We start from the raw sequence: 20,108 nt of genomic DNA, 5'->3' as shown, positions 1-20,108 counted from the left end.
GTTCCCAAACAAAGTCACGGGAAACCTAATCCAAGCCCAAACAAAAAAATTATGTTTTCGAATTCTAATTAGTAAGGAGGACGGAAGTGGACCAAAACCTCGCACGAACGTATGACTATGAAGTGATCAAAAAGTTCTCCATCGCCGCCGTAATTTATGCGGTGGTGGGCTTTTTGGTCGGCGTGATCATCGCCCTGGAACTCACCTTCCCGGAACTGAACGCCAACATCCCCTACATCACCTTTGGCCGCCTGCGTCCCCTGCACACCTCGGCGGTGATCTTCGCCTTCGGTGGATCGGTGCTCTTCGCCTGCAGCTACTACATCGTGCAACGGACCTGCAAGGCGCGTCTGTTCTCCGACTTCCTCTCCAACTTCACTTTCTGGGGCTGGAACCTGGTGGTGGTGCTGGTGGTGATCACCTACCCGCTGGGCATCACCCAGGGCAAGGAATACGCGGAACCGATCTGGCCCATCGACCTGCTGATCACCGTGGTCTGGGTTGCCTACTTCATCAACTTCGTCGGCACCCTGGCCCGGCGCAAGGAACCCCACATCTACGTGGCCAACTGGTTCCTTCTGTCGTTCATCATCACCGTCGCCATCCTGCACATCACCAACAACCTGGCCATTCCGGTCAGCCTCACCGACTCCTATCCGGTCTGGGCCGGCGTCCAGGATGCCATGATCCAGTGGTGGTATGGCCACAACGCCGTGGGCTTCTTCCTGACCGCCGCGTTCCTGGGCCTGATGTACTATTTCGTGCCCAAGCAGGCCGAACGTCCGGTCTACTCCTACCGTCTCTCCATCGTCCACTTCTGGGCGCTCTGTTTCATGTACATCTGGGCCGGCCCGCACCATCTGCACTACACCGCCCTGCCGGACTGGGCCAGCACCCTGGGCGCCACCTTCTCGATCATGTTGCTTCTCCCCTCCTGGGGTGGCATGATCAACGGCATCATGACCCTGTCGGGCGCCTGGCATAAACTGCGCACCGATCCGATCCTGCGCTTCTTCATCGTCTCCCTCTCCTTCTACGGCATGTCCACCTTCGAAGGGCCCATGATGTCGATCAAGGCGGTCAACGCCCTCTCGCATTACACCGACTGGACCGTCGGTCACGTCCATTCGGGCGCCCTGGGCTGGGTGGCCATGGTCTCCTTCGCCTGCCTGTATCACATGATGCCGCGTCTGTGGAACACCCAGCTGTACTCCCTGCGCCTGGTCAACGTCCACTTCTGGCTCGCCACCATCGGCGTGGTGATCTACATCGTGCCGATGTGGATCTCGGGGATCATGCAAGGCCTGATGTGGCGTGCCTATGACTCCTTCGGCAACCTGAGCTACTCGTTCGCCGAAACCGTCGCGGCCATGCATCCGTACTATCTGTTCCGCGCCATAGGCGGTATCGTCTTCCTGGTCGGTGCTCTGGTGATGGTCTACAACATCGCCAAGACCATCGCTGGCGCCAACCAAAACCCGGCCAAGGCCGTCTGACAAGGAGGACCACGATGCAACACAGTACCATCGAAAAAAGCATTCCACTGATGGCCGTTCTGACCTTGATCATGGTCTCCATCGGTGGTCTGGTCGAAATCGTTCCGCTCTTTTTCATCAAGAGCACCATCGAAAAGGTGGAAGGGATGCGTCCCTACACCCCCCTGGAGCTGAAAGGCCGCGACATCTACATCCGCGAGGGGTGCTACAACTGTCACTCCCAGATGATCCGTCCGTTCCGCGACGAAACCGAACGTTACGGACACTACTCCCTGGCTGCGGAAAGCATGTACGATCATCCGTTCCAGTGGGGCTCGAAGCGTACCGGTCCGGACCTGGCGCGCATCGGCGGCAAGTACTCCAACGAGTGGCACCGCGCCCACATGCTCAAGCCCCAGAACGTGGTGCGCGAGTCGGTGATGCCGGCCTATCCCTGGCTCCAGGAGAACGATCTGAAAATCGACGATATCGAGAAGCGCATGAAGGTGTTGTCGATGGTGGGCGTTCCCTACACCCCGGAGCAAATGGCCAACGCCAAGCAGGATCTGACGGCCCAGGCCTCTCCGACCGCCGATGGCGCCGGTTTGACCGCCCGTTATGGCAAGAAGGTTCCGAAAGCGGACTTCGACGGCAAGCCGGAAAAGCTCACCGAACTGGATGCCCTGCTGGCCTATCTGCAAATGTTGGGCACACTGGTGGATTTTTCCGGCCAACCGGCCAAGGCCCGCTAAGAGGAGAAGGAGACCCAAACCATGGCGGACAACAAAGATTTGGATACCACGGGCCACAAATGGGATGACGAAGAGGGCTTTCCCCTCCAGGAGTACAACAATCCCCTGCCCAAATGGTGGTTGAACAGCTTTTACGCGACCATCATCTGGTCGGTGGTCTACTGGGTGCTCTATCCGGCCTGGCCTTTGCCGGACGGATTCACCCCCGGCACGCTGGGCACAACCATGCGTGGCGAGTATCAGAAGGAGATGGACGAGGCCAAGGCCAAGCAGAAGGTCTTCAACGACAAGCTGGACAAGCTGTCGCTCAAGGAGATCAGCAAGGACAACCAGCTTTTGCAGTTCTCGATCTCCGGTGGCAAGGCGCTGTTCGGTGACAACTGCGCCCCGTGTCACGGACCGGCGGGGATCGGCGTCAAGGCGGGTGGTTTCCCGACCCTGGCGGACGACGACTGGCTGTTCGGCGGGGATCTGGACACCATCCACGAGACCATCACCAACGGTCGGAATGGTCAGATGCCGGCGCATCTGAACACGGCGGGCGGTAATTTCACGGATGCGCAGGTGGATGATCTGACGGCGTATGTCCTCTCCCTGTCCGGCAAGTCCACGGACAAGGCGGCGATGACGCGTGGCGATGCGCTGTTCCGCGGCGAAGCGGGCTGCAACAACTGTCATGGCGACAAGGGCAACGGCTCGTTCAAGGGGACAGTCAACGGCGAGAAGTTGCCGCAGATCGGCGCTCCGAACCTGACCGACGGCATCTGGCTGTATGGTGGGGATCCGAAGACCGTGCGCGAATCGATCGCCAAGGGTCGCATGGGCGAGATGCCGGCCTGGGGTGCGGGCACCAAGGAGTCCGGTCGTCAGTTGGGCGCTCTGGACATCAAGAAACTGGCCATCTACGTCCACAGCCTGGGTGGCGGGCAGTAATCTTTATTTCACCAGGTCTATCCAAAAAGGTCCGGGAAGCGATTCCCGGACCTTTTTTTTGTGCCTCATTCTTGTCCGGGAAAGCCGCGACCGCGCGGCGAAGGGGGTCGCCCCCCATCATCCCAGATCCGGCGAAACGCGGGGTCACCCCGAGTCCGCGCCGCACGTCCCGGTCAGCACAGGTGCGCGATCGAACGCAAACAATCCGGATTCAAAATCCGCAACCGTTTCCCCTGAATCGACAACACCCCCTGCTCGCGAAATCCCCGCAAGAGACGGCAGACGGTCTCCATGGAGAGTCCGAGATAGTTGGCGATATCGTTCTGGAGCATGGGCAGGCGGAATGCCTCGCCATTGAAGCCATGGCGACCGTAGCGTTCGGACAGATTCAACAAGAACGCGCCCAACCGCTCCTCGGCGGTGCGTCGTCCCACCAGAAGGGTTTGATGGTGATCGTGTCGAACCTGATCCACCAGAATCCGGATCACCTGCTCCTGAAAGAAGCTCTTCCTCTCACCCAAATCATCCAGATGCTCGAACGGCAACCAGCACACGGAACTGGTTTCCATGGCAACCGCAGAGTAACCGTAATGGCTGGAGTGGATGGAGTCCAATCCGATCAACTCTCCAGGCAGAAAGAAGCCCTGGATCTGCTCGCCAGACGGATCCAGTTGCGAGAAACTTTTGAAACTACCACTCTTGACTGCGTAAATTCCTCGGAAAGAAGCGAGCGCATCGAAGAGAATCGCCCCCTTGGCCACCGGGATACGTCTGGATAAAAAGATATTCAGGGCTATCAGATCAGACTCTTCGAAGAACTTCAGAAAACCGTGCAACTTGCACTGGGCACAGGCCACCTCATGGGAATCGGGACACTCCTCTTCCGATCCATCCGCCTGATTGAATCCAACATGATTCGAACCGTTCATGAACGATGATCCCATCTGCCAAATCATTACCGTGATCAAACCAAACAGCCATGAATCGCCTCAGGATACGGCACTTTCCGCGCTCGGGTCCACTGATTTTTCAGACTTGGCACAGGCCAAAAAGTTCACGAAAGTTAATTAACGCAAATTCATTTTTTCTTCACACATTTTTGACAAATGTCAAAAAATGATTTGACACCCACACACATCAATGTTAACTTTCGCCGATAAAAATGCAGGCTTGACAAGCCAGTTTCCCCTTGAAAAACGTGTCTATCATCCATTCGATTCATTGATAATCTTGATCTTTAGGAGGGAGTCCGATGTCGAATTCCGCAAGCGGTCACAACCACGCCCAAGCGCATCACTGGGAGACCAGTGCCGCACCCCTGCTCGTGGTTCTGGGAGTGCTTTTTGCCGTGGTCTTCTGTTTTGTTGAATGGATCACCTACAACAATAAAATGTTGGCCATCGTCTGCGCAGGCATCGGAACGCCTCTTCTGCTGGCCGGCATCGCCAAATGGACCGCCGAGGCCCTCACCCAAAAGCCGGTCATGGAGGGTCTGACCCCCATCGCCCTGCCGATCTTCATCGTCTCGGAAGTCTTCATCTTCATGGGCCTGTTCGTCTCCTACTGGACCATGCGCCTCTCCGCCGGACCCAACTGGCCCCCAGCCGGCACCCCGACGGACATGAACCTCGTTCTGCCGATCATCATGACCGTGATCCTGGTAGCTTCCAGCTTCACCTATCACATCGCCGAGATCAAAAGCGAAAAGAACGACATGGGTGGTTTCCGCCTCTGGCTGTTCCTCTCCATCGTCCTGGGCGCGATCTTCCTGGGCTGCACCGCCTATGAATACACCCATTTGATCCATGCGAATTTCCTGCCGTCCACCAACGCCTACAGCACGGCCTTCTATTCGATCACCGGCTTCCATGCCTCCCACGTCGTGGTCGGATTGGGATCCTTCCTCACGGTCCTGATCGCCGCTCTGGCCGGCAAAACCAACAAGTCCCTCACCTTCTGCGTCGGTCTGTACTGGCACTTCGTGGACGTGGTGTGGTTCTTCGTGGTTTCCCAGGTCTATTACTGGTAAATCGAGGGACATCCGATTCGGGTCGCGCGGAGACAGACCTCGCGCGACCTTCGTTGAATGCATCTCCGACCAGGAGTGTAATGAGAATGCGGAAGATTGCATGGCTGATGGCCATGACGCTCTGGGTGCTGTTGCTGGGAGATGGCTGGGCCTTTTCCAAGCCTACGGAAAACTCCGACATCGACCCTTCCCTCTTTCGCGTGGATGAGCAGAAATTTCTCGGCGTCAAATTCGGCAACGAAGTCACGCTGCTCGATGAACAGGGGAAACCGCTCCAGTTCGCGGATCTTCCCAATCTGCCCTTCGTGCTCGTTCCGGCCTACTACACCTGCGACGGAGCCTGCTTCAACATCGGCATCTCGTTGAAGGAGTTGCTCAAGGAGGTGAAGTCGCTTCAGTCCGGCAAGGGCTTCAACGTGGTGTTCGTCTCCTTCGACAAGAACGATACCACCGAAGGGTTGACCAAGTTCGCCCAACAACTCGATCTCCCGGACGATCCGATTCGCGGCTGGCGTTTCACCCGCTTCGAACAGCCGGACGCAATCAAACGGGAGATGGACAAGATCGGGTACAAGTTCTTCTGGTCCCCGCGCGACCGGACCTTCTTCCACCCGACGCTGGTGTTGATCCTCTCCCCTGAGGGGCGGGTAGCGCGTTACCTCAACGTCCTGAACGTAACCCCCAAGGATGTGGAACTGGCGCTGCTGGAGGCCAAATCCAACCAATTCAAGCCGTCGGAGACCTTGGATTACCTGGTGAGCCTCTGCTACAGCTACAATTTCAAGGAAGGCCGCTATACGTTGAGCATACCGGTCTTTGTGGGACTGGGGTCTTTTCTGCTGGGTATCGGATTGTTGTTTGCTTCACTGGGTATTTATCGTTTGATACATCATCGCAAAAACATTAGAAAATGAGGAGAACATTCATGAAACGGGCAGTTTCCGCGATGGTCCTGATGGGCCTCGGGTCGGCAGCCGCGCTGGCCGAGGCAGGGGCGAAGGGTGGGATTCCGGATCCAGCCGCCAGCTGGAATCACCTTTGGCACGATGTGCTGTTGGATCTCTTCATCATCGGCATCATCTTTCTGAGTGCGGGTCTCTACTGGGTCTGGAAGTATCGCGCCGATCGTCCGAATCAGCTCGGCACCGCCCCGAAATTCGACAAGATCACCCTGATCGGTCTCGCGGTTGTTCCGTCATTCCTGTTCATGGCCGACGACTTCTACCTGGCCGCCAAGGGTTGGACGGTCTGGAACGAATACCGCGACGTGCCGCGCAACGCCATGGAAGTCAAAGTCACCGGCAGCATGTGGAACTGGAACTTCGAATACGACAACGGCGTCTCCTCCTCGTTCATGGTCGATTCCAAGGAAGGCGATGGCTTGGTGGTTCCGGTTGGCAAGCCGGTGGTGCTGCGCATGACTTCCACCGACGTGGTCCACTCCTTCTTCCTGCCGGAGTATCGCGTCAAGGAAGATCTGATGCCGGGTCGCGTCACCTATCTCTGGTTCAACCCGGTCAAGGCGGGAGAGACCATCGCCACCTGCGCCGAGTATTGCGGCAACCGCCACTCCTTCATGTGGACCAAGGTCAAGATGGTGCCGCAGGCCGAGTTCGATGCCTGGGTCGCGCAAAAGAAACAGGGCGCCTGATCGCACGATCGGTTGGCCTTCAACGGATATCATAAGGAAGGAAAAAGGGGATTGAAGCGATGAGTAGCGCATCATCTGGTTTCAAGTTGGGTGAGTGGATCTTTACCACGGACCACAAACGTATTGGTGTTCTCTATCTGATCGGCTCGATCGCGGCCTTCGCCGTAGCCGGTCTCATGGCCCTGCTGATTCGTATCGAGCAGTCGTCACCCGGCCCGACGATCGTGTCGGACGCCTTCACGGGTGGCGATCAGTACAATGTCTGGCTCTATTTCCATGGCGCGGCCATGATCCTGGGCTTTCTGATTCCCGGACTCACGGGTTTCGCGGCCAACTACCTGCTGCCGCTGATGATCGGCGCCAAGGATGTGGCCTTTCCGCGCATCAACGCCCTGTCGGTGTGGCTGTTCTGGGCCGGCATCGTCGTGGCTCTGCTGACCTTTATCGTGCCGGACAAGCCGGACGTGATGTGGACCGGCTATCCGCCCTACTCCATCACCACCGCCGGCAACACCGCCTTGTATGTCTTCACCGTGCATCTGATGGGTTTCTCCTCGATTCTGGCCGCCGTGAACTTCCTGGTGACCATCATCTACATGCGTGCGCCGGGCATGGGCTGGAACCAGCTCAACATGTTCGTCTGGTCCTGTTTCACCGCACTGATCATCCAGTTGATCTTCGTGCCGGTGCTGGCCGCCGCCGTCACCCTGCTGCTGTTCGACCGCTATCTGGGCACCCACTTCTTCGATCCGGCCAATGGCGGTGATGTCCTGCTCTATCAAAACCTCTTCTGGTTCTACTCCCACCCGGCGGTGTATGTCATCTTCCTGCCGGCCATGGGCATCTTCTACGAAATCTTCTCCACCATGTCCAAGAACCCGATCTTCAACTACAAGGCTGCGGTTTATGGTGGCATGTGCCTGATCGTGGTGATCTCCGGCGAAGTGTGGATCCACCACCTCTACTACTCCGGCATGCCGGACTGGCTGCGCATCGGCCAGATGGTCACCACCCTGATGATCTCCGTGCCGGTCGGTTTGATGACCATCTCCCTGTTCGGCACGCTCTACAAAGGTGCCATCACCTTCAACGTGCCGATGTACTATGGCACCGCAGCGCTTTATCTGTTGCTCATCGGTGGACTGACCGGCATCCCGCTCGCCATGACCGTCATGGCGGTCCATTTGGGTGAGACCTCCTTTGTCCATGCCCACTTCCATTTCATCATGGGTATCTTCTCCACCTTCGCGGTCTTCGCCGCCGTGGACTTCTGGTTCCCGAAGATCGCCGGCAAGATGCTCAACGAGAAACAGGGCAAGCTGGGCTTCTGGTTCAACTTCATCGGCGTCAACATCACCTTCTGGCCGCTGTTCATCATCGGCGTCGAAGGCATGCCGCGCCGCTATTGGGACTATTCTCAGTTCCCGGTCCACTTCGGCGCCTATCACAAGGTGGCCACCATCGGTGCCTTCATCGTCGCCATCGGCATGATCCTGACCATCAGCAACTGGATCATCAGCGCCATCAGGGGCGAAAAGGCGCCGAGCAATCCGTGGGGCTCCAACTCCCTGGAGTGGACCCACACCGCCACGCCTCCGGGCCCGGGCAATTTCCCGACCCCGGTTACCGTGGATGCCAACTGGACGCCGTACAGCTACAAGTAAGTCTCATCTCCGGGGAGGTTGTTTACCTCGCCTCCCCGGCCTTTCCTTTTTCACATCTTTTTTTAAACGTGTCAAAATGTTCAAGGCCCCCAATTTGGAACCGCGTGTCATCACACCCGATCTGCGCCGCAAGATGAACCTTGCGGGGATTGTTTTCTTTATTCTTGCATTGCTCTTGATTGCCTTTCTGACCCACAATTTCTCCAAGGAGTATGATCCGGCCCACCGCGCCATCAAGGACAAGGAGGCCATGGAGATCAAGGCCGCCAAGAAGGCCGCCGAAGCCAAAAAGTTCGCCGAAGCCCAAGCCGCCCAGCAACAAGCGAATCCGGCGCCGGCTGTCACGCCAGCGCAACCAATACCGGTTCCGCCCAAGCAGCCCTGAGCGACTGGGCAAGGAACAAGGGCGCCAGAGTGATGCGCCCGCATCACCCCATTTTTGAGACGACCCATCCCTCCACCCGAGGCGGATCCGGCCATGACCCTGACCTGGAATCAATACATCGAGCTGTGCAAGCCCAAGATCGGCTTGATGATCGCCTTGACCGCCGTGGTCTCGCACATGGCGGTAGCCGATCAGTATCGCGTCTCGGCGATCCTTGCCCTCGCCATCGCGATGATGTGCGGCTCGGCGGGTTCGGCGGTGATCAACCACTTCTGGGATCGGGACATCGACCGCATCATGCCGCGTACCGCGCGGCGTCCCCTGGCCATGGAGGATGAATCCCGACAGAATCCGGCCCAAATTCTCTGGCTGGCGCTCTTCTTTACCGTGGCCGGCATCACCCTCATCACCTGGTTCTTCAACCATGTGGCCGCCATCCATCTGGCATTGGGCACGTTTTTGTACGGCGTGGTCTACACCATCTGGCTTAAAAGACGCACCTGGCTCAACATCGTCATCGGCGGTTCCGCCGGAAGCTTCGCGGTCCTGGCAGGCGCCACCTCGGTCAACCCGGAACTGTGTACCCTGCCGGTGTTGATGTCGCTCGTGCTGTTCCTGTGGACACCTTCCCACTTCTGGAGCCTGGCCATCTACCTCAAGGAGGAGTATCAGCGCGTGGGCGTGCCGATGCTGCCGGTCGTGGTCGGCGAGGCGAAGACCGCGCGGGTGATCCTGGGCAATACGCTGCTGATGGTGGGGGTGTCGCTCCTGCCGTGGTTCATGCATGAGCTTGGCGCGATCTACGTCATTGGCGCGCTGCTGTTCGGCATCGATTTCATACGCCTCAATCTCGCTCTGCTCAAAGAGCCGGATAACCGTCCCCTGGCCTGGAAAAACTTCATGGCTTCGATGCGCTATCTGGGCGGTCTGTTCGTCGCCATTCTCGCCGACAAGAACTGGCCGGCGGGCGGATTCTGATTCCCACGCCTCCCCCTGCCTGCTCGAACGTCCTTGCCATCGCTACCGATCACGTCGAATCTTGATCGGTAGCGGATGCGCGTTATTCATTCGTATCCTGTTTGCTGAGGGAGGCGCGTTTCGCCGAAAGGCGTGCCTTCGCTGGAGGGCGGCGCGTTTCGCCGAAAGGCGCGTAACACCCAGTGGGGATGGCGCTTCTCTGAAGGGCACACGCGACGGCGGCAGGGGTTGGCGTTTCTCTGAAGGGCTCACGCGACGGCGGCAGGGGTTGGCGCTGGGGGCTCACGCGACGGCGGCAGGGGTTGGCGCTGGGGGCTCACGCGACGGCGGCAGGGGTTGGCGCTGGTGGCTCACGCGACGGCGGCAGGGGTTGGCGCTGGGGGCTCACGCGACGGCGGCAGGGGTTGGCGCTGGTGGCTCACGCGACGGCGGCAGGGGTTGGCGCTGGGGGCTCACCACGCGACGGCGGCAGGGGTTGGCGCTTCTCTGAAGGGCACGCGACGGCGGCAGGGGTTGGCGCTTCTCTGAAGGGCACGCGACGGCGGCAGGGGTTGGCGCTTCTCTGAAGGGCACGCGACGGCGGCAAGAGCGGAGCGCACGACGGCGGCCTGTTGTCTCACCGCAAGGCGTGCTTTTTCATCCGATAGAGCAGGGTATCGCGGCTGACATCGAGAAGACGGGCTGCGTGGGTGCGGTTGCCATTGGTCTTGAGGAGTGCGGCACGGATCATGTCGCGCTCCAGGGTGTCGAGGCTGATGCCTCCGTGGGGCAACGCGACCTCGCCCGAGGTCGTCCCCCCCTCGGCCTGACCGACCGCGCCGAGGTTCGGACGGGTGGCGTGGGGATGAAGCTGGGCCTGAACGAAGCTCTCGTCCAACCGTTGTCCGGCCTGAAAGATCACCGCGCGTTCGCACAGATTGCGCAGTTCGCGGATATTGCCCGGCCACGGGTAGGCGCGCAGCCACTCCAGGGCCGATCGGGTGAAACTCGGGGCCATGACGCCCTGCTTCTTGGCAAAACTGTCAAGAAAAGCGGATGCGAGCAGTTCGATATCCTGGCCCCGTTCGCGCAACGGCGGCAGGCTCAAGGGAACGACCTGCAAGCGGTAGTAGAGATCCTGACGAAATCTGCCCGCCGAGACAAAGGCGGCCAAATCCCGATTGGTGGCGGCAACGACGCGCACATCGACCTGTTTGGGTTGCTCGCTTCCCAGTGGCTGGCACTCGCCATTTTCCAGAAAACGCAACATTTTCGCCTGAATGGAGAGAGGCATGTCGCCGATTTCGTCGAGGAAAAGCGTACCGCCATGGGCAGCGGCGATGCGTCCGACCCGATCGGTGAGGGCGCCGGTGAAGGCCCCCTTGGTGTGTCCGAACAGTTCGCTCTCCACCAGGGATTCGGAGAGGGCGGCACAGTTGACCGGCACGAACGGGCCCTTGGATCTGGGGCTGGAATCATGAAGCGAGCGGGCCAGAAGCTCCTTGCCGACCCCGGATTCACCATGAATCAACACCGTGGCATGGGTGATGGCCACCAGGCGAGCGGCGCGCAGCACGGCCACAAAAGCCGGGGCATTGCCGTATTGATCGATGCGGGGGGAAGGTGTCATGGTGCCAGCAGACCGTTAATCAAGTTTGAGATTTCATGCCCATGATGATTATGCACTTTCCAACCGAGTAAAAACAAGTTCAAAATTCCGATCGTGAGCAGAAGCGCGGCGATGATGCGTCCCAGGCGCGAGATCCCCCCGAAACGCACCAGGGAGCCGGCGAACCAACCCGCGGAGAGCATCACCGGCAGGGTGCCCAGACCAAAAAGCAGCATCATCCCGGCCCCCGACGGACCGGAGCAGGTGCCGCTGCTCCACAACAGAGCTCCGTAGACCAGAGAGCAGGGAAACCATCCCCACACCACCCCAAACAGGAAGGCATGACCAAGGGTCCGAGGGGTCATCAAGCGCCGCGCCAGGGGTTCCAGCCCGTTCCACAGCCAACCGCCGAGCCGCTCGAGGCGATGCATCGCCGGCAAGCGGCCCATCAGAAACAGACCATTCCCGATCAGCACCAAGGCGGCGAACGCCTGCAAGAAGGTATGGCCGTATTCGGGTGACAGGGTTTCGAAGAGGGTGTTGCCAAAGGTCGCCACCAGGGCCCCGGCCAGGGTATAACTGGTGAGTCGTCCGAGGTTGGCCGCCACGAGATAGGGCCAAACCGGACGTTTCTGGCTCCCGAAGCTCGCGGAGAGATGATAGGACATCGCCCCGATGATGCCGCCGCACATGCCCAGGCAGTGCAGCAGGCTGGAGAGGGCCAGAAGCAGGGGAATCAGCAGGGAGAAATTATCCACGAAACTCCCATGGGAGACGACGGTCGGATCGAAACAGCCTTTTGGGCTCGGCTTGGAAGGTCCGGCGAGGCGCGTCGGGAGGCGCGCGCTCCTGCCCGGTTACTTCTTGGGATCGTCCTTGGCGCGGTTGCTCCAGACCCACCAGATGGCCAGACCGGTCAAGGTGACATTGAAGATGATGCCCACAATCCAGAAAGCGCTCATGTCCTGCTCCATATCTCTGCCGACTGCCGAGTCAATGCACGGCGATTGCGTTCACGTCCGAATCCAACCATGCCAACGCCTCGTTGAGTGTCACGACCAGGGATTCGAGCAGGGCGGTCTTCTGGGCATTGACTCCGGACACCTCCTCGATCCAGCCGATCGACCAGCCATCGACCTGCCTGGTTACCGCCGCATAGGTCTGCATCCGGACCAACCCCAAAAAAAACACCAACCGGTTCATGAAACAATCGTTTTCAACGTCCTTCTTTTATCCAGGATATCCCATCCGATTGCAACCGGAAAAACCACACCATCTAAGGGCGCAAGGTGGTGAAAGCGATGCGGCGGATCCCCTGTTCCTGCACCAGGGAGAGGAGTTCGGCCAGTTTTTGATAGGCGGTGGCGCCGTCGGCATCGATGCGCAAAAGCAGCTCCGGGTCGCGCGCGGCGGCATCCTTGAGATAGACGGCAAGCGCCTCCCGGTCGGTGGCGTTCTCACCCAGTCGCAAGGTGCCATCGGCCTCCAAAAGGATGATCACCGGGGTCTGGACGGCAGCCATTTCTCCGCTCGCCTTGGGAAGGGCCACCTTGAGGGAGTTGGCCATCACCGGTGCCAGGATGATGAAAATCACCAGCAGCACCAGCATCACGTCCACCAGGGGGGTGACGTTGATCTCCGCGAGGGGACGATCCTCGCCCTCCGCATCACTAAGCCAGATGGCCACGTCCATCTCCCGCGCGCAACGCCGTCAGACGCAATAAATTACCCTCGGCCAGGGTCATCAAGCGCCGCAACCGCCGCACCAGCATGTTGTAACCAACCGCCGCCGGAATCGCCGCGAACAATCCTGCCGCCGTGGCCACCAGCGCCTCGGCCACGGGTCCGGCCACCAGATCCAGCGACAGGGCCGAGCCATGACCCAGGCCGGACAGGGCATGCATGATCCCCCAGACCGTGCCGAGCAGGCCGATGAAGGGGGTCGAGACCCCGATGGAAGCCAGGAAGGTCAGGCCGCTTTCGAGTTCGATGCGCTCCTCGCGCACCGCCACGGCGATCCGCGCCTCGCCGAGCGCCGCGCCCGTCCGGGTGTCGGGCAGACAGGCCCCGAGCAACGCCTCGGAGGAGACGACCGGCTCGCCGGCATCCAAGGCGTGGCGTATGCGCCGCTCACGTTTGAGCGCACCCTGGAAGCGATTCCATTTGTGCAGGATGATGGTCCAGCCACCGATCGACAGGGCGATCAGCAACAGGAAGATCCCCTTGACCACCCCATCGGCGTGGACCCACCACGCCAGCCAGGAGACGGATTCGTTCAATGTTTTCCCCTTGATCGGATGATGTTCACCAAAACCGGCCCCCATTGTGGCATTGCCCCTACCCTTCCCGCAACATGAAGCGAATCGGAACGGTCACGGTGGCCGCCACCGGGACTCCTGCGCGCCTGGCGGCCACGAAGCGCCAGCGAGCCACCGCCTCCAGGGCGGCCCGGTCCAACAAATCGAAGCCGGAACTCTGGTGCAGCGCGACCTGCTCCGCGCGGCCATCGGCGCCAACCTCGACCCGCACCAGCACCAAACCCTCCTGTCCCAACCGCCGGGCGGAACGGGGATAGTCGGGACGGGGGTTGCCGGCGAGCGTCGCGCCCAGATCCACGGCGCGATAGACCGGTTCGACCGACGCGCTGGTCGTCGGCGCGGAGACCATCGGTGGCGCGCTGACGGGGAGCGGTGCAGCCTCGGTCGATTCCACCGGGGCCGGCGCTGGCCGCTGGACAGCCGCAGGTTTGGCCACCTTGCGCGGGACCGGCGGTTCCTTGGGCGGCGGCGGTTTCACCGGCTCCGGCTCCGGTTTGGGCGGAGGAGGCGGTGGCGGGACGACCGGTTCCTCGGGTTTGGGCGGGGGTTCCTCGGGTGGCGGCGGCGCGGGCTGAACAACCGGTTGCGCGGCCTCCCGAAGTTCGAACAACAGCTCGGAACGCTCCAGGCGTGGCTTGGTGGCGGGCATGCCCAGCAAGCCCGCCACCAAAAGGCCATGCACGACCAGGGAGAACGCGAAAGCCCGCCAGACTCTCCCCGCCCCTGCCATGGTCCCGACATGCGCGGCTGTCGTGGAGTTGATCATACCCCCCATGATCCCTTATACCCCTCAAGACAAACGCTCCCGATTGCCTCGGGAGCGTAGTCTTCAGCCCTGCGCGGTGTCAATGCCGAATCCAAAGCGTACCGATCCATCCCCGGATCAGAACTTCACGGTCAGTCCACCATAGATGGTCCGGCCCATGCCCGGAACCGGCGTACCCCAGGGAACGCCGGTACTCGACATGGTTCTTCCCTGACCAACATAGGCTCCTCCCAACGGCATATTGTAGAACTGATCCAACGCATTCTCCACCCCGAGATCCAGTCGCACCTTCTCCCAGTCGTAACTGCCGCGAAGATTGAGCAGGCCGTATCCACCAGTCTTGACCTCGTTGCGGGTCCAGGAGACCTCCTCCTTGGGGGCCACCAACTGCTCCTCGACGGTGCCGGTCCAACCGTCCCGACGATGCACCAGAGAGAGTTTGCCATTCAGGGGCATTATATTGTACAGATTATCATTCGTGGTACTGTTCTCACCAACCACATAATTGACCAATCCATTGAGTGTGAAACTTCCGTATTGAGGCGTTTCGTTCAACAGAATATCACCGGAGAGATCCAGACCGTAGAGTTGCGCCGTCTGATTGACATAATGCAAATATACGAAACCTGTCGTTGCCGTCTGAGAGGCGACCACGCCTGTATTGGGTGCGGTACCGGCAGAGTTCGTGCAAACATTCGACGGACACCGTTGCACGTCGATGTAGTCCTCGATATGGGTAAAATAGGGGGTAAACTTCAGATTCCATTTATGCCCACCCTCCCCGTGCCAGTCGGCAGTGACGCTGAAGGTGTTGGCCACCTCCGGCTTCAGGTTAAGATTGCCGACATAGAGGTTGCCATCCCCGGCCATGTTGACCATGGCCATGGCCATCCCTTGCGTGGACCAGGCATAGCGTTCGTACAGATTGGGGGAGCGCGACTTGCGGGCATAGCCCGCCTCATAGGTTCCGGAAGCCCCTGGGGTGTATCGCAACAAACCGGTAATATCGATGTTGTTGTCGGTGCGCTGCCGATCTGCCGCATTGAAGCGTCCGGGAACACTGACCGGATTGGCCGGATCTCCGTAAATCCCCATGCCGTGCGGCGCAGGCAAGCTGGTATCCCGGTTGTTGTATCCTTGCACCGGACCGGTATCCATCATCACATTGTCGCTGCGAATCCCCAATTGGGTTGTCCATTTCGGATTCCAACGGGCCTCCCACTCTGCAAACAGATCGATGCGATCCCTTTCGCCATTGTTGATGTTCCAGAAGGTATTGGGCGACATACCACCGTATTGAAACCCCGCAGCGGCGATCACGGCACCATCGGGAGACGCTGGCCACCAGTCATCCAATCGATGACGCAGCCCTTCCACCCCTACCCGCAGCGTATCCCGCTCCGACAGCGTGATCTCACCTTTGATCTCTGCACCCAGATTGGTGCCATCGGTATTCATCGGCATGCCAGGAGCCCAGAAGGTGGTGGCACTGCCGTACAGAAACTGCTTGTTCGGTCCAAAATCCATGCGGTGGCGGGTATGCTCGTCGTAAACGCGCGCATCCAGATTGCCCCAGTTGAACTTGCCGGTGTAGTGCAGATTGCCGTGTACGCTCTCGTTGAGCGTCATGTCCATGCGCTGATTCGGATAGTCCTGATAGGGGATGTGCTGCAATCCCAGTTTCAGCTCCACCAGGTGATTATCCTGTTTCATGGCCAGCCCGACCTCGTGGTTCTCGGTCTTGTAGCGCGAGGAGCCGACCTCATCACCGGGGAGCCAGCCGCGATCGGTGGCGGCATTGCCGGCATCCTTGAAATCCTTGGCCGCAACGTAGTTATCGGATTTGGCGGTCGAGCCGTTGTAGGAGAGGCTCAGCTTCTCTCCAGCGACGGTGGCGGCCAGATTGCCCCCGACGGCATCGCCGTTGCTGCGATAGAAGGTGCCGGCCTGCCCCTTGAACAGGGTTGACCCACCCGCCTTGGCGAACTCCGGCGGCTTGGCATTCAACCGGATCGTACCGCCGATGCTGTCCCCACCCACGCTGACCGGCGTCACACCCGAAAACACCTCCACGCTGCCGACATTGTTCGGATCGATGTATGAGAGCGTCGGATTCATGTGGTTGGGACAGGCGGAAATGAGGTTCATGCCATCCACCTCGGTCTTCAGACGGTCATCCCCGAGACCATGCACCACCGGCAACGAGGAGACGCCACCGCCGGTATAGAGGCTGACCCCGGGGATCTCTTTCAAAAGGGATGCAGCATCGCTGGTCGCCGGTCGCATGGGGACCAGTTCCGGCGTGGACAGGGTCGCGCCCTGGGAGATCTCTTTTTCCTCGATGCGTGGCGCGGTGACCACCACCTCCTTGAGCACGGTTCCGGACTCCTTCCGGACCGCCTCACCCTTGCCCGACGTGGTAGCCACCCCCTCGGCGGCCATAGCCAATCCCGGCAACGCAAAAAACGCGGCCAACGTCAGACAACGGACTTTTGCATTCATCTCTGCTACTCCTGATCAAGAATCGTTTGGAAACGTAGGCGATCCCGGAGAAAAGCAAATTGAAGTCCAGAATAGGATTGTCCTATAATCATACAGTTAGATGAAAGAATCGTGTGTGCGGATGTGTGAAATCACACATTATAATGGAATTTTCACACACTTTAACAACAGTAAAATCTTGATAAATGACCAGGATGCACCGCATCGATCGGTGCCCAGAGCGGAAATGTCGTCGAGGGGGAACAAACAAGGAGCGACGATCACAGGCCAAACATGGAACGAACCCCCTCTTCGGAGGTTCGCGCCAAACCAGCGAGCGGCTGTCGCGGAGCTGATCATACCCCCCATGATCCCTTATACCCCTCAAGACAAACGCTCCCGATTGCCTCGGGAGCGTAGTCTTCAGCCCTGCGCGGTGTCAATGCCGAATCCAAAGCGTACCGATCCATCCCCGGATCAGAACTTCACGGTCAGTCCACCATAGATGGTCCGGCCCATGCCCGGAACCGAAGTGCCCCAGGGCGGCTCGGATGAAGTCATGGTCGCCCCCTGCCCGACATAAGCCCCACCCAATGGCAGATTGTAGAACTTATCCAACACGTTTTCCACGCCCAGATCCAGACGAACCTGCTCCCATTCATAGCTCCCACGCAGGTTCAACAAACCATACCCGGCTGTCTTGAGCTCGTTGCGGGTCTGGGAGACATCGTTTTTCGGCGCGACCAACTGCTCCTCAATGGTGCCGGTCCATTTGTCGCGTTGATGGACCAACGCCATTTTCCCATTCAGCGGCATGATGTTGTAGAGGTTATCCCCAGTGGTTCGATTCTCGCCCACCACATAGTTCACCATGCTGTTAAGGGTCAGAGCGCCATAGGCCGAGGATTCCGCCAGCAGCACATGACCGGAAACATCCATCCCATACATCTGCGCGCTCTGGTTGATATACTGCAAATACACATAACCGGTGGTGGCGGTCAGAGACTTGTCCACCGCCCCTCCGGCTGTCGCGAGAGCCCCGGTCGCCGTTGTGCAAACATCCCTCGGACAACGCCGCACATCGATGTAATCCTCGATGTGGGTGAAATAAGGCGTCAATTTCAGGCCCCACTTATGCGCGCCTTCCCCGCGCCAATCCGCGGACACACTGATCGTGTTGGCCACCTCCGGCTTCAGATTGAGGTTGCCGATGTAGAAGTTGCCATCCCCGAACATGTTGATCATCTCCATGGCCATGGTGTGCGGCGACCAGGCATAGCGTTCGTACAGATTCGGGGAGCGCGACTTGCGGGCATAGCCCGCCTCATAGGTTCCGGAAGCCCCTGGGGTGTAGCGCAACAAGGCGGTCAGATCGATGTTGTTGTCGGTGCGTTGTCGATCCGCCGCATTGAATTTCCCAGGAGGGCTGTTCGGATCAGCCGGGTCGCCATATCCGGGCCCTTTGGTACCATTGTTATACCCATGTACCGTTCCGGTATCCGTCATCACATTGTCGCTCCGGACGCCCAACTGCGTCATCCATTGCGGATTCCAACGGGCTTCCCACTCCGCATACACATCGATCCGGTCTCTTTGACCATTGTTGATATTCCAGAATGTGTCTGGCGACATCCCGCCGTAAGGTGTCGCACTGCCACCACCGAAGGTATTGGTATAAATCGCCGGAAGCGTGGCCGGGGACGGCGGCCACCAGTCGTCCAGACGATGGCGCAAGCCCTCGATACCCAGGCGCAACGTATCCCGCTCCGACAGGAGGATCTCACCCTTGATCTCCGCGCCGAGGTTGGTGCCATCGGTGAACATGGGCATGCCGGGAGCGATCAGGCTGGTCGCATTGATGGCCGTACCGTAGGTAAACTGCTTGTTCGGTCCAAAATCCATGCGGTGGCGGGTATGCTCGTCGTAAACGCGCGCATCCAGATTGCCCCAGTTGAACTTGCCGGTGTAGTGCAGATTGCCGTGTACGCTCTCGTTGAGCGTCATGTCCATGCGCTGATTCGGATAGTCCTGATAGGGGATGTGCTGCAATCCCAGTTTCAGCTCCACCAGGTGATTATCCTGTTTCATGGCCAGTCCGACCTCGTGGTTTTCGGTCTTGTAACGCGAGGAACCCACCTCGTCACCCTGCAATCCAGCACGATCTGAGGTGGCGGAGATCTTACCCGTATCATGAAACGCCTTGGCCGCAACGTAGTTATCGGACTGCGCGGTCGAGCCGTTGTAGGAGAAGCTCACCTTCTCACCGGCGACGGTGGCGGCCAGATTGCCCCCGACGGCATCGCCGTTGCTGCGATAGAAGGTACCGGCCTGCCCCTTGAACAGGGTTGACCCACCCGCCTTGGCGAACTCCGGCGGCTTGGCATTCAACCGGACGGTACCGCCGATGCTGTCCCCACCCACGCTGACCGGCGTCACACCCGAAAACACCTCCACGCTGCCGACATTGTTCGGATCGATGTATGAGAGGGTCGGATTCATGTGGTTGGGACAGGCGGAAATGAGGTTCATGCCATCCACCTCGGTCTTCAGACGGTCATCCCCGAGACCATGCACCACCGGCAGCGAGGAGACGCCACCGCCGGTATAGAGACTCATTCCGGGGATATCCTTCAACAGGGATGCGGCATCGCTGGTCGCCGGTCGCATGGGGACCAGTTCCGGCGTGGCCAGGGTCGCGCCCTGGGAGATCTCTTTTTCCTCGATGCGTGGCGCGGTGACCACCATCTCCTTGAGCACGGTTCCGGACTCCTTCCGGACCGCCTCACCCTTGCCCGACGTGGTAGACTCCCCCCCCTCGGCGGCCATGGCCAATCCCGGCAACGCAAAAAACGCGGCCAACGTCAGACAACGGACTTTTGCATTCATCTCTGCTACTCCTGATCAAGAATCGTTTGAAAACGTAGGCGATCCCGGAGAAAAGCAAATTGAAGTCCAGAATAGGATTGTCCTATAATCATACAGTTAGATGAAAGAATCGTGTGTGCGGATGTGTGAAATCACACATTATAATGGGATTTTCACACACCTTAACAACAGTAAAATCTTGATAAAAAACAAGGATGCACCG

General features: G+C 59.3%; 18 protein-coding genes. 9 read left to right on the top strand and 9 right to left on the bottom strand.

Annotated elements, in window-relative coordinates; genetic code table 11:
* Positions 1-86: 86 nt before the first annotated feature.
* From ccoN to ccoP, 3 genes are read left to right on the top strand one after another with little or no spacing between them, the layout of a single operon-like run.
* On the top strand, positions 87-1,496 hold the full coding sequence (ccoN, locus tag ACOY6C_RS04875; protein ID WP_420904373.1) for a cytochrome-c oxidase, cbb3-type subunit I: 1,410 nt from the start codon (positions 87-89) through the stop codon (positions 1,494-1,496).
* Positions 1,497-1,510: 14 nt separating this feature from the next.
* Positions 1,511-2,227, top strand: coding sequence for a cytochrome-c oxidase, cbb3-type subunit II (gene ccoO / locus ACOY6C_RS04870; RefSeq protein ID WP_420904372.1), 717 nt, complete (start codon positions 1,511-1,513; stop codon positions 2,225-2,227).
* 21 nt (positions 2,228-2,248) lie between these two features.
* A complete protein-coding gene (ccoP, locus tag ACOY6C_RS04865) occupies positions 2,249-3,160 on the top strand; it encodes a cytochrome-c oxidase, cbb3-type subunit III (RefSeq protein WP_420904371.1) in 912 nt (303 codons plus the stop codon).
* Positions 3,161-3,333: 173 nt separating this feature from the next.
* Here the strand turns inward: ccoP and ACOY6C_RS04860 are convergent, their stop codons facing one another.
* Positions 3,334-4,089: a helix-turn-helix domain-containing protein gene (locus tag ACOY6C_RS04860; protein ID WP_420904370.1), complete on the bottom strand. Its 756-nt coding sequence runs from the start codon at positions 4,087-4,089 to the stop codon at positions 3,334-3,336.
* A 323-nt stretch (positions 4,090-4,412) separates the two neighbouring features.
* Here ACOY6C_RS04860 and ACOY6C_RS04855 point away from each other — a divergent pair, with 323 nt between their 5' ends.
* The 6 genes from ACOY6C_RS04855 (at position 4,413) to cyoE (ending at position 9,867) form a co-directional block, all read left to right on the top strand.
* Positions 4,413-5,189 carry a cytochrome c oxidase subunit 3 gene (locus ACOY6C_RS04855; RefSeq protein WP_420904369.1) on the top strand — a complete coding sequence of 259 codons (777 nt, stop codon included), beginning with the start codon at positions 4,413-4,415 and terminating at the stop codon, positions 5,187-5,189.
* An 86-nt stretch (positions 5,190-5,275) separates the two neighbouring features.
* Positions 5,276-6,103 carry an SCO family protein gene (locus tag ACOY6C_RS04850; protein ID WP_420904368.1) on the top strand — a complete coding sequence of 276 codons (828 nt, stop codon included), beginning with the start codon at positions 5,276-5,278 and terminating at the stop codon, positions 6,101-6,103.
* Between the two features lie 11 nt (positions 6,104-6,114).
* The gene (locus tag ACOY6C_RS04845; RefSeq protein WP_420904367.1) at positions 6,115-6,840 is read left to right on the top strand and encodes a cytochrome c oxidase subunit II; all 726 of its coding nucleotides are present in this window, start codon (positions 6,115-6,117) and stop codon (positions 6,838-6,840) included.
* Between the two features lie 59 nt (positions 6,841-6,899).
* Positions 6,900-8,504, top strand: coding sequence for a cytochrome c oxidase subunit I (locus ACOY6C_RS04840; RefSeq protein ID WP_420904366.1), 1,605 nt, complete (start codon positions 6,900-6,902; stop codon positions 8,502-8,504).
* 76 nt (positions 8,505-8,580) lie between these two features.
* Positions 8,581-8,889 carry a hypothetical protein gene (locus ACOY6C_RS04835; RefSeq protein WP_420904365.1) on the top strand — a complete coding sequence of 103 codons (309 nt, stop codon included), beginning with the start codon at positions 8,581-8,583 and terminating at the stop codon, positions 8,887-8,889.
* Positions 8,890-8,982: 93 nt separating this feature from the next.
* Positions 8,983-9,867 carry a heme o synthase gene (gene cyoE / locus ACOY6C_RS04830; RefSeq protein WP_420904364.1) on the top strand — a complete coding sequence of 295 codons (885 nt, stop codon included), beginning with the start codon at positions 8,983-8,985 and terminating at the stop codon, positions 9,865-9,867.
* Between the two features lie 616 nt (positions 9,868-10,483).
* Here the strand turns inward: cyoE and ACOY6C_RS04825 are convergent.
* The 8 genes from ACOY6C_RS04825 to ACOY6C_RS04790 all read right to left on the bottom strand — a co-directional run bounded on the left by ACOY6C_RS04825 (position 10,484) and on the right by ACOY6C_RS04790 (position 19,906).
* The gene (locus ACOY6C_RS04825; protein ID WP_420904363.1) at positions 10,484-11,476 is read right to left on the bottom strand and encodes a sigma-54 interaction domain-containing protein; all 993 of its coding nucleotides are present in this window, start codon (positions 11,474-11,476) and stop codon (positions 10,484-10,486) included.
* Entirely contained in the window at positions 11,473-12,213 is a 741-nt protein-coding gene (locus ACOY6C_RS04820) for a sulfite exporter TauE/SafE family protein (RefSeq protein ID WP_420904362.1), read from the bottom strand. The genes ACOY6C_RS04825 and ACOY6C_RS04820 overlap by 4 nt, the downstream gene beginning before the upstream one ends.
* A gap of 235 nt (positions 12,214-12,448) precedes the next feature.
* Positions 12,449-12,658 carry a hypothetical protein gene (locus ACOY6C_RS04815; RefSeq protein WP_420904361.1) on the bottom strand — a complete coding sequence of 70 codons (210 nt, stop codon included), beginning with the start codon at positions 12,656-12,658 and terminating at the stop codon, positions 12,449-12,451.
* Positions 12,659-12,731: 73 nt separating this feature from the next.
* The gene (locus tag ACOY6C_RS04810; RefSeq protein WP_420904360.1) at positions 12,732-13,142 is read right to left on the bottom strand and encodes an ExbD/TolR family protein; all 411 of its coding nucleotides are present in this window, start codon (positions 13,140-13,142) and stop codon (positions 12,732-12,734) included.
* Positions 13,126-13,734, bottom strand: coding sequence for a MotA/TolQ/ExbB proton channel family protein (locus ACOY6C_RS04805; RefSeq protein ID WP_420904359.1), 609 nt, complete (start codon positions 13,732-13,734; stop codon positions 13,126-13,128). The genes ACOY6C_RS04810 and ACOY6C_RS04805 overlap by 17 nt, the downstream gene beginning before the upstream one ends.
* A gap of 58 nt (positions 13,735-13,792) precedes the next feature.
* Positions 13,793-14,539: an energy transducer TonB gene (locus ACOY6C_RS04800; protein WP_420904358.1), complete on the bottom strand. Its 747-nt coding sequence runs from the start codon at positions 14,537-14,539 to the stop codon at positions 13,793-13,795.
* A 117-nt stretch (positions 14,540-14,656) separates the two neighbouring features.
* On the bottom strand, positions 14,657-17,041 hold the full coding sequence (locus tag ACOY6C_RS04795; protein WP_420904357.1) for a TonB-dependent receptor: 2,385 nt from the start codon (positions 17,039-17,041) through the stop codon (positions 14,657-14,659).
* A gap of 456 nt (positions 17,042-17,497) precedes the next feature.
* Positions 17,498-19,906 (bottom strand): TonB-dependent receptor, encoded by a 2,409-nt coding sequence (locus ACOY6C_RS04790; RefSeq protein ID WP_420904356.1) that lies wholly within the window; start codon positions 19,904-19,906, stop codon positions 17,498-17,500.
* Positions 19,907-20,108: the final 202 nt, after the last annotated feature.

The organism is Candidatus Magnetaquiglobus chichijimensis (assembly GCF_045865675.1).
Classification (GTDB): domain Bacteria; phylum Pseudomonadota; class Magnetococcia; order Magnetococcales; family Magnetaquicoccaceae; genus Magnetaquiglobus; species Magnetaquiglobus chichijimensis.
Note: the sequence above shows the minus strand (reverse complement) of the source record. Positions and strands in the feature narration are given on the sequence as shown.